This window comes from Nocardia sp. NPDC050408 (genome assembly GCF_044458905.1).
Classification (GTDB): Bacteria; Actinomycetota; Actinomycetes; order Mycobacteriales; family Mycobacteriaceae; genus Nocardia.
On the sequence record NZ_JBITIL010000022.1, the window covers coordinates 87,949 to 97,592 of the forward strand.

The 9,644-nt window shown below is 64.7% G+C and carries 9 protein-coding genes and 1 pseudogene; 6 read left to right on the forward strand and 4 right to left on the reverse strand.

All coding sequences use genetic code 11. From position 1 onward, the window contains the following. Positions 1-5 precede the first annotated feature (5 nt). From ACIBJI_RS37140 to ACIBJI_RS37155, 4 genes are read left to right on the forward strand one after another with little or no spacing between them, the layout of a single operon-like run. On the forward strand, positions 6-1,070 hold the full coding sequence (locus ACIBJI_RS37140; RefSeq protein WP_364357368.1) for a thiolase domain-containing protein: 1,065 nt from the start codon (positions 6-8) through the stop codon (positions 1,068-1,070). Beyond that, positions 1,067-2,236, forward strand: coding sequence for a thiolase domain-containing protein (locus ACIBJI_RS37145; protein WP_396959644.1), 1,170 nt, complete (start codon positions 1,067-1,069; stop codon positions 2,234-2,236). The genes ACIBJI_RS37140 and ACIBJI_RS37145 overlap by 4 nt, the downstream gene beginning before the upstream one ends. Before the next feature lie 8 nt (positions 2,237-2,244). Continuing rightward, positions 2,245-3,135 carry a TIGR03619 family F420-dependent LLM class oxidoreductase gene (locus ACIBJI_RS37150; RefSeq protein WP_364357422.1) on the forward strand — a complete coding sequence of 297 codons (891 nt, stop codon included), beginning with the start codon at positions 2,245-2,247 and terminating at the stop codon, positions 3,133-3,135. Further along, complete coding sequence (locus ACIBJI_RS37155; protein WP_364357374.1) at positions 3,132-3,548, forward strand: nuclear transport factor 2 family protein; 417 nt, start codon at positions 3,132-3,134, stop codon at positions 3,546-3,548. Before ACIBJI_RS37150 ends, ACIBJI_RS37155 begins: the two co-directional genes overlap by 4 nt. A gap of 135 nt (positions 3,549-3,683) precedes the next feature. Here the strand turns inward: ACIBJI_RS37155 and ACIBJI_RS37160 are convergent, their stop codons facing one another. Beyond that, a complete protein-coding gene (locus ACIBJI_RS37160) occupies positions 3,684-4,991 on the reverse strand; it encodes a cytochrome P450 (RefSeq protein ID WP_396959647.1) in 1,308 nt (435 codons plus the stop codon). Between the two features lie 98 nt (positions 4,992-5,089). Here ACIBJI_RS37160 and ACIBJI_RS37165 point away from each other — a divergent pair, with 98 nt between their 5' ends. Next, positions 5,090-6,253, forward strand: a complete 1,164-nt coding sequence (locus ACIBJI_RS37165; RefSeq protein WP_364357380.1) for a steroid 3-ketoacyl-CoA thiolase — start codon at positions 5,090-5,092, stop codon at positions 6,251-6,253. Between the two features lie 361 nt (positions 6,254-6,614). Continuing rightward, positions 6,615-7,031, forward strand: a complete 417-nt coding sequence (locus tag ACIBJI_RS37170) for a helix-turn-helix domain-containing protein (RefSeq protein WP_011207048.1) — start codon at positions 6,615-6,617, stop codon at positions 7,029-7,031. Positions 7,032-7,345: 314 nt separating this feature from the next. On the opposite strand, the gene ACIBJI_RS37175 is transcribed toward ACIBJI_RS37170, so the two are convergent. From ACIBJI_RS37175 to ACIBJI_RS37185, 3 genes and pseudogenes are all read right to left on the reverse strand, one after another. Continuing rightward, positions 7,346-8,356, reverse strand: a complete 1,011-nt coding sequence (locus ACIBJI_RS37175) for a hypothetical protein (RefSeq protein ID WP_397087887.1) — start codon at positions 8,354-8,356, stop codon at positions 7,346-7,348. Then, positions 8,353-8,868 carry an ImmA/IrrE family metallo-endopeptidase gene (locus ACIBJI_RS37180; protein WP_364357386.1) on the reverse strand — a complete coding sequence of 172 codons (516 nt, stop codon included), beginning with the start codon at positions 8,866-8,868 and terminating at the stop codon, positions 8,353-8,355. The genes ACIBJI_RS37175 and ACIBJI_RS37180 overlap by 4 nt, the downstream gene beginning before the upstream one ends. 11 nt (positions 8,869-8,879) lie before the next feature. Beyond that, a pseudogene (locus tag ACIBJI_RS37185) lies at positions 8,880-9,644 on the reverse strand (hypothetical protein); the annotation flags it as partial.

Consider the following 9,644-nt stretch of genomic DNA (forward strand, 5'->3'; position numbering starts at 1 on the left):
CCACGTTGACGAACAACGCTCTGCCTACCCACCCCGCCGCCTCTAGCGACATCGCGGTTGTGGGCTTCGCCCACGCACCGCATGTGCCGGAGACCTTCGGCACCACCAATGGTGTCGAGATGCTGGTGCCCATTTTCCAGCAGCTCTACGCCCGACTCGGCATTACCAAGTCCGATATCGACTTCTGGTGCTCCGGTTCCTCGGATTACCTTGCGGGCCGTGCCTTCTCGTTCATCTCGGCGGTCGACGCCATCGGCGCGGTGCCGCCGATCAACGAATCGCATGTCGAAATGGACGCCGCGTGGGCGCTCTACGAGGCCTTCGTGAAACTCCGTTCCGGCCAGGCGCAGACGGCACTGGTGTACGGCTTCGGCAAGTCGTCGGCGGGTACGCTGCGCCAGGTTCTGACCATGCAGCTCGATCCGTATCTGGTCACTCCGCTGTGGCCGGACGCACTTTCGATCGCGGGCCTGCAGGCGCAGGCCGGACTGGATGCGGGACGCTGGACCGAGCGCGATATGGCGGCGGTGGCCGCGGGTGATTCCGGCGATATCGAAACTCTGCTCGCCACACCGTATGTCGCCGATCCGCTGCGCGCGCACGATGTCGCACCGGTCACCGACGGCGCGGCCGCCATTGTGCTCGCGGTCGGCGATCGGGCGCGCGAACTGTGCGAGCGCCCGGCCTGGATCACCGGCATGGCGCATCGGGTGGACACCCCCAATCTCGGCGCCCGCGATCTGACCGTATCCCCGTCGACTTCCGCTGCGGCACAGTCGGTTACCGGCGGCGATACCAGTGGCTTCGATATCGCCGAACTGCATGCGCAGTTCAGTCATCAGCAGTTGATTCTCGCCGAGGCCATCGGCCTGCGGCCCGAGACCAAGGTGAATCCGTCGGGCGGCGCACTCGCGGCCAATCCGATGTTCGCGGCAGGTCTGGAGCGCATCGGCTTCGCGGCCGAGGCGATTATCGCGGGCACGGCGAATCGGGCGCTCGCCCACGCCAGCAGCGGTCCGGCGCTGCAACAGAACTTGGTAGCCGTTTTGGATTCGGAGGCGAGCCGATGAGTTTCCCTGCTGCGGTGCTCGGCACCGGACAAACACATCACGTGACGAAACGAACCGATGTGTCCATGGCGGGCATGTGCCGCGAGGCCATCGATCGCGCATTGGTCGATGCCGGACTCACCATCGCCGATATCGATGCGGTGGTGGTCGGTAAGGCGCCGGACTTCTTCGAGGGTGTCATGATGCCCGAGCTGTATCTGGCGGATGCGTTGGGCGCCACCGGAAAGCCGTTGTTGCGCGTACACACCGCCGGATCCGTCGGCGGCTCCACCGGTATCGTCGCCGCCAATCTGGTACAGGCCGGAGTACACAAGCGCGTACTCGCCATTGCCTGGGAGAAGCAGTCGGAATCGAATGCCATGTGGGCATTGTCGGTTCCGGTGCCCTTCACCATGCCGGTCGGCGCGGGCGCGGGCGGATACTTCGCGCCGCACGTGCGTTCCTACATCCGCCGATCGAACGCGCCGGGCCATATCGGCGCGATGGTGGCGGTAAAAGATCGCCGCAACGGAGCGAAGAACCCGCTGGCACATCTGCACCAGCCCGATATCACGCTGGAGAAGGTGCTCTCCTCCCAAATGCTGTGGGATCCCATCCGATTCGACGAGACCTGCCCGTCCTCGGACGGTGCGTGCGCCCTGGTGATCGGTGACGAGGATGCCGCGAAGGCCGTGGAGGCCACCGGCAAGAAGGTCGCGTGGGTGCACGGCACCGCCATGCGCACCGAACCGACCACCTTCGCCGGCCGCGACCAGGTTAATCCACAGGCCGGACAGGATGCCGCGGCCGCACTGTGGCACGCCGCCGGAATCACCGACCCGCTCAACGAAATCGACGTCGCCGAGATCTACGTGCCGTTTTCCTGGTTCGAGCCGATGTGGCTGGAGAACCTGGGCTTCGTCCCGCAGGGGGATGGTTGGAAGCTCACCGATAAGGGCGAGACCGAGATCGGCGGAACCCTGCCGGTCAATCCGTCCGGTGGCGTACTTTCCTCGAACCCGATCGGTGCCTCCGGTCTCATCCGATTCGCCGAGGCCGCCAAGCAGGTGATGGGCCGGGCCGGGGACTACCAGGTCGCGAACGCCAAGAAGGCGCTCGGACATGCGTACGGCGGTGGGTCGCAGTACTTCTCGATGTGGGTGGTCGGCTCGGAGCAGCCCAGCTGATGACCCCGCTGAAGTTCACCGTCGGTATCGCGCTGAGTCCGCTGGAGCAGCTGCCGGAGTTGGCGAAAACCGCTGAGGAGTGCGGATTTTCGTCGATCGCGCTACCGGACTCGCTGTTCTATATGCAGTCGGCGTCGGCGAAGTATCCGTACACCGCCGACGGCGGCCGCTTCTGGGGCCCGGAGACGCCATGGGTCGACCCACTCATCGGTGCTACCGCCATGGCGGTGGTGACCAGCCGAATTCGCTTCTACACGAACGTGCTCAAACTCGGTTCGCGCAATCCCCTACTGCTTGCGCGGCAGGTGGGCTCGGTCGCCAACCTGTCCGGTAACCGGTTCGGGTTCGGCGTCGGAATCGGCTGGGCGCCCGAGGAATTCGAATGGTGCGGCGTGCCCTATGCCAATCGTGGGGCACGGGTCGACGAGATGATCGAGGTCATCAAGCTGGCACTCGGCGGCGGCATGGTCGAGTACCACGGAAAGTTCTTCGATTTCGAGCTGCTGCAGATCAGCCCGGCGCCGAGCGAACCGGTGCCGTTCTACATCGGCGGCCACACCGCGCCCGCACTGCGCCGGGCGGCCAAGGTCGGTGACGGCTGGACCTCAGCGATGATGACCTACGACGAACTGTGCGCCACAATCGGCAAGCTCGATACGCTACGCGCCGAATTCGGTCGGGAGAGTGCGCCTTTCGAGATCCAGGCGGTGTGCATCGACAAGTTCGGGCGCTCCGGATATCAGGATCTGGCCGATGCCGGGGTGACCGATGCGATCGTTGTTCCGTGGCTGGCCGATGGCATCGGCTTCGACGGTGAGTTGGCGGCCAAACAGGAGTCACTGCGTCGCTTCGCCGCGGCGAATATCGAGGAACCCATCGTCGCGAAGGCACGCGTATGAGTAATTCCGAACATCCAGCAAGGACCGCCGGGCTTGCCTCGCAGGCGGCGGTGCGGGCCAGGGACAAGCAGGCCTGGGTCGAGCTGTTCGCAACCGACGGCATCGTCGAAGATCCCATCGGCCCTTCGGGTTTCGATCCGGAGGGCAAGGGCCATCGCGGTAAGGAGGCCATCGCGGCCTTCTGGGATATGGCGATCGCGAAGACCGATTCGATCGAGTTCCTGTTCGAGGACTCCTTCGCCTGCGGTAACGAAATCGCCTTTACCGGTTTGATCCGCACCAAGATGGGCGGACACCAGATCGATGCCGAAGGTGTGTTCACCTACAAGGTCGACGAATCGGGCAAAATCGCCGCGCTGCGGGCCTTCTGGGAGGTCGACCGAGCCATGGCGACGGCCAAACCGATTACCTGAGCACGCTGCCTCTCCCCTCGGGGGCAGCACAACAAGGGCCCTCGCACCGGCATTGGGCAAACCGGTGCGGGGGCCCTTGTCTGTCACCGAAAGCCGGGGATCCAGGCTGCCGACACAAGCCTGGATCCCGGCGATTCAGTGCGCGATCGGGCAGCCCGAGGCCTTGTAGTCGACCTGGAATTCCTTGACGCCGTTGAGCCAGCCGGAACGCAGCCGCTTGGGGTCACCGAGCTTGGTGATATCGGGAATGGCGTCGGCAATGGCATTGAAGATCAGATCGACCTCCATGCGCGCCAGATTCGCGCCGATGCAGAAGTGCGCGCCGGTGCCGCCGAAGGACAAGTGCTGGTTGTCCTTTCGCGTGATATCGAACTTCTCCGCGTTCTCGAAGACGTCCTCGTCGAAGTTGGCCGAGCGGTACAGCATGACCACCCGCTGCCCCTTCTTGATCTGCACGCCACCGAGTTCGGTGTCCTCCAGCGCGGTCCGCTGGAACGAGGTGACCGGGGTCGCCCAGCGAATGATCTCGTCGGCAGCGGTGGCCGGACGCTCCTTCTTGAACAGCTCCCACTGGTCCGGATGCTCCAGGAAGGCCACCATGCCGTGGGTGATCGCATTGCGGGTCGTCTCATTGCCCGCGACGGCAAGCATGATCACGAAGAAGCCGAACTCCTCCGGAGTCAGCTCATCGCCGTCGACATCCGCCTCGATCAGCTTGGTCACGATATCGTCGGCCGGGCATTCCTTACGCGCCGCGGCCATCTGGTAGGCGTAGCCGAGCACCTCGGCGGAGGCGGCGACCGGATCGGCCGTGCTCTCCGGATCGTCGTAGCCGGTCATATCGTTGGACCAGGTGAAGACCTTCCTGCGGTCCTCCTGCGGGATACCGATCAGCTCGGCGATCGCTTGCAGCGGCAGTTCGGAGGCGACCTGGGTGACGAAGTCGCCGGCGCCGTTGTCCACCGCCTCCTTCACGATGGCCTCGGCCCTGGTCTTCAATTCGGCACGCAGGCCGTTGATCACGCGCGGGGTGAAGCCGCGGGAGATGATCTTGCGCAGTTTGGTGTGCTGGGGCGCGTCCATGTTCAACAGGACGAAGCGCTGCAGTTCGATCTGCTCGCGGGTGATGTCGTCGTTGAAGCGCGGGATCGCGGTGTTCTCGAAGGTGGAGAACACATCGCTGCGGCGCGAGACCTCCTTGACGTCGGCATGCTTGCTCACCACCCAGAAGCCTTCGTCGTGGAAGCCGCCGATCTCGGGCGGCTGCGGATTCCACCAAATCGGTGCGGTACGGCGCAGTTCGGCGTACTCCTCGACCGGAACACGCTCGGCATAAATGTCCGGGTCCGTGACATCGAACCCATCCGGCAGATTCGGCCGGGCATTCCGCTGGTCTACCACCAGATGTCTCCTTCGACAAACTGAAACACGTTCTACAATCATTCAAGCATAAGCTGCATAATGAGGGAAGAACAGGACAGACTCCGCCGTATCGCGCGTGAACACACGTTTCAGTTTCTGTCCCAAAAGAAAGGTTGGACATGGGCATACCCGTCATCGTCGAGGCCGCTCGCACCCCCATCGGCAAGCGTGGCGGCTGGCTCGCCGGTCTGCACGCCGCCGAACTGCTCGGCCTCGCTCAACGCGGACTGCTCGAGAAGGCACATCTGGACCCCGCGTCGGTCGAGCAGGTTATCGGCGGCTGCGTCACCCAGGCCGGTGAACAGTCCAATAACGTCACCCGCGTCGCCTGGCTGCATGCCGGACTGCCGTGGCAGGTAGGCGCCACCACCATCGACGCCCAATGCGGATCGGCACAGCAGGCCAACCATCTGATCGCCGGACTGATCGCGACCGGCGCCATCGATATCGGTATGGCCTGCGGCGTGGAAGCGATGAGCCGAGTTCCGTTGGGCGCCAATGTCGGCGAGAACGCGGGACCGCGCCGCCCGGCCACCTGGAATATCGATCTACCGAATCAATTCGAGGCGGCCGAGCGTATTGCCAAGCGGCGCGGCCTTACTCGCGACGATCTCGATGAGCTCGGCGTCCGCTCGCAGCGGCGGGCCGCACAGGCCTGGACGGAGGGGCGCTTCGACCGCGAGGTGCTCACCGTGACCGCGCCCGCCGTCGACAAGGAAGGCAAGCTCACCGGTGAAAAGCTGGACGTGACAAGGGATCAGGGCCTGCGCGATACCTCACTCGAAGGTCTGGCCAAGTTGAAGCCGGTACTGGAGGGCGGAGTCCACACGGCGGGTACCTCCTCGCAGATCTCCGACGGCGCCGCCGCCGTACTGCTGATGGACGAAAAGGCCGCGCAGCGAGCGGGTTTGCGCCCGCGCGCACGGATCGTCACCCAGGTACTGGTCGGCGCGGAACCGGAATTCCATCTCGACGGTCCGGTACAGGCGTGCACCCGACTGCTCGAACGATCCGGAATGAATATCGGCGACATCGATCTTTTCGAGATCAATGAAGCCTTTGCGGCAGTTGCACTTTCATGGGCCTCTGTACACAAACCAGACATGGACCGGGTAAATGTAAACGGCGGTGCGATTGCACTCGGACATCCGGTCGGTTCAACCGGATCTCGGCTCATCACAACGGCTTTGCACGAACTGGAGCGGTCCGGCGGCAGTACCGCGATGGTGCTGATGTGCGCGGGCGGCGCATTGGCGACAGGCACCATCATCGAGCGCTTGTAGCAGTTTCAACCAATTCTGCTCAAAGGTTGAACGTTCATCCCCATGAGCCCAAAACGTGTCGTACGCCACACAAAGACCAGCACAGACGTGTAGATGACCCATCAGCTATCTTTTCGCTATCATAGATGCGGCGGGGAAGACCCTCGCGACGGGCCAGAACCTGATCACACCACGTTTTCTCAAGAGCCGTTGGCGTGACCCGCAAACGCAACCGTCGCAGTGTCTTCCCCGGAGCGGCACCTAGAAGCTTCAAGGAAATCCTGAATCAGGCGTAGGTTTTCAGTTACTGAGCCGCTAATATCAATGATACGTATCCGAGATAACGACTGTTAGTACAGCGAAGGGAATTGGGCGGCTCACAATGGCTGATTTCGCGGCGCGGCTGAACAAGCTGTTCGAAACCGTGCATCCCCCGGGGCGCAAGCCGCACACCAACGCGGAGGTTGCGGCTGCGCTGACCGCCTCCGGGCATCCGATCTCGAAACCGTACCTCTCGCAGTTGCGGTCGGGACAGCGGACCAACCCGTCGGACGAAACGGTGGCTGCACTGGCCAAGTTCTTCAAGGTCAAGCCGGACTACTTCTTCAACGACATCTATGCCGCCAAGATCGATCACGATCTGGAGTTGCTGTCCCAGCTGCAGGGCTATGGGCTGCGACGGTTGTCGAGTAGGGCGTTCGATCTGTCCGAAGAATCACAGAACCTCCTCACCTCTATGGCGGAGAAGTTGCGGGCAAGTGAAGGTCTGCCCGAAATTCCTCCGGACGGTACCGAATAGGTTCTCCCACAGTGCAGTACGGTGCGGCCCGCAGGGTCGCACCGTACTGCGTCATGGGGCTTGCCGCTTCTCGACTTCGTCGCATCCGCGTCCGCCCATAAAATTGTGGGCTTGGCGACGAGTGCAGGGATGCGATAAAAGCGCGCCCGGAGTCACCGGTTTGCGACGAAATCAGTTGTGCGGATACGTCGGTAGACACATGGAATCCGGCATGGCCATCCACCCGGCCGGATTCCTTGCTATGTCAACCATATTGAATACCCGGAGCGAGTCCTTCGGAATGCTCCGGAACTGATCGTTTTGATTGCACACGATCAATTTCGGGCAGCGGCTTCGGCACTCGCTTCGTAGGCACGCGCGATTGCCTGGACCCAACCGCGGGGACTAATCCCCTCGGGTGGAGCAATCCATCGCGCGTCGACTACTACATCGCCCAAAGGGTTTCGCGCCCACTGCGCAACACGGTCCGCACGCAGCGAGACCAGTGGCGGTGGCGGACCCGCGGCGGCCAATTCGACGCCGCCGCCGGATTGCAGATACAGGGCGTCCATGATCTGCGCGACCTGATCGGATGCCTCGAGCTGCGTCGAGGTGCCGGTCTGTTCGTGGGCGACCACCTCGGGAAACCGGCCGACCATGATGCGGTGCAGAACCTTGGTCTGCCGCAACAGGATTCGCGCGCGCACCCACAATTCCACCACGATCCAGACCGCGCCGAAGGCGATGAGCAGCGCGGCCACCTCCCAGATCGGCCAGCCCCAGTCCGGTTCACCGGCCTTCGTGGGCGGCGCGCCGATGCAGGCCCGGCGGACCTGCAGCACGGCCAGCACCGCGACGACCGCGGTTGCGGCGGTATAGATCGCGATACCGCGACCAAGGGTGGTCCAGTCCAGGTTGCGCACACCGGTGATGACGATGAATACACAGCCGAGCGCGACGGTTAACCAGCCGAAGGTGGTGGACCAGAACAGATTCACCGCCACCGCGAGCACAGCGAGGCCATAGATGACGAAGGCGATCCGGCGCAGGTTGGTACGGGAGACCACCGGCCACGCCGCCGAGGCGACCACCGAGGTCGCGGTCACGAAGAGAATCCAGGCGGAGGCGACGACTCCGTCGGAGAGCAGGCCCGAGTGCAGACCGCGCGGAAGCAGGTTGTCCAGCGCCAGGGCGATCTCGGGCACCGCGACGGTCGCCGCGAGTGCGACCGCCGCGACTGCCACGACGATCGCCACCCGGGCGGTCGTCGCGGGCTTCACCAGCACGCGCCCCACACGCGCGCCAGCGGCAACCCAGACCAGCATGGCCGTCAACCAGAGGGTCATCCCAGCGCCTCATCGAATCGAAGGACCGAGACGCCCGCGCCCCGGCTGTTGAATACGCGCAGTCGTGTCATCAACATGGCGGCGAAGGTCTCGGCCTCCCATTCGGCGAGTTCGTCCGCACCGTCGTCGACGATCTGCTGATGCGCCCGTTGACTGAGCATGTAGGCGATGAGATCGTCACTGGCCTCCAGCATCACCTCCGGCGCGGGCGCACCCTCATGATCGAAGACGATATGGCCCAATTCGTGTGCGAGCGTGTGGTCGCGGCTCGGCAGTGCGGCGGCGAGCACGATGACATCGCGATCCGGATAGAACCGGCGCTGACCGCAGACACCGGGACCCAGTTCGGCACTGGCGATTTCGATCTCGCGGCGCCGCTCGCTGGCAATGGAGGCGACGACCTCCTCCAGGGTGGTCGCATCGGAATCCGCGGCGACAGCGCATACCGCGTCGACCGCGGCCGCGACCCGGCGATAGGCCCAGAGCCCGGTTTGCGTCCTGCTCTCACTCATCGAACGCACCCTTACGTCCTCGGTCCGAAGAATTCGGCACGAGCGGCGTCGATGCGGGCCTGCGCGGCCGACGCGGTCTGGAAACTCACTGCGCCGGAACCGGTTCCGGCCAGCGCGAGCGCGATCAGGCCGCCAACGACACCCAGTATGTTGGGCTTCGGCAGGCCGTCGTCGGCGCTGGTCGACCGGACGTCCGGATTCGGCTTGGCCGATGCCGCGGGCGGCGCCGGAGGCGGTGGTGGCGGAGGTGTCTGCTCGAGCGCGGGGGCGGGTGGCGCGGCCACCGGTACCGGCGCGAGCTGTGGCGCGGCCGGTGCCGGCGCAACGATGATCGGAGCGGGCGGCACCGCGGGCGCGGCCGGTGTCGGCAGCGGGATCAAGAGCAGCAGTAGCGGCGAGGCCGAACCGACGGCAGCGGAACCGACCGCCGCCGAACCCACAGCGGCAGAACCGGTTCCGGCCGAACCGACGCCCGCGGAACCGACCGCCGCCGAACCGGTACCCGCCAGTGCCGAACCGGTGCCGACACCCGCCGAACCAACTGCGGCAGAACCGGTGCCGAGCACAGCCGAACCCGTACTCGCCAGTGCCGAACCGGTGCCAATACCCGCCGAACCAACTGCGGCAGAACCGGTGCCGAGCACAGCCGACCCGGTGCCGAGCGCGGCCGAACCCGTACCCGCCAGTGCCGAACCGGTGCCAATACCCGCCGAACCAACTGCGGCAGAACCGGTGCCGAGCACAGCCGACCCGGTGCCGAGCGCGGCCGAACCCGT

Bases quoted from the DNA above. Each gene is read 5' to 3' on its own strand.
- ACIBJI_RS37165 (WP_364357380.1), top strand. From the start codon at position 5,090: ATGGGCATACCCGTCATCGTCGAGGCCGCTCGCACCCCCATCGGCAAG.
- ACIBJI_RS37160 (WP_396959647.1), bottom strand. From the start codon at position 4,991: ATGATTGTAGAACGTGTTTCAGTTTGTCGAAGGAGACATCTGGTGGTA.
- ACIBJI_RS37170 (WP_011207048.1), top strand. From the start codon at position 6,615: ATGGCTGATTTCGCGGCGCGGCTGAACAAGCTGTTCGAAACCGTGCAT.
- ACIBJI_RS37175 (WP_397087887.1), bottom strand. From the start codon at position 8,356: ATGACCCTCTGGTTGACGGCCATGCTGGTCTGGGTTGCCGCTGGCGCG.
- ACIBJI_RS37145 (WP_396959644.1), top strand. From the start codon at position 1,067: ATGAGTTTCCCTGCTGCGGTGCTCGGCACCGGACAAACACATCACGTG.
- ACIBJI_RS37155 (WP_364357374.1), top strand. From the start codon at position 3,132: ATGAGTAATTCCGAACATCCAGCAAGGACCGCCGGGCTTGCCTCGCAG.
- ACIBJI_RS37180 (WP_364357386.1), bottom strand. From the start codon at position 8,868: ATGAGTGAGAGCAGGACGCAAACCGGGCTCTGGGCCTATCGCCGGGTC.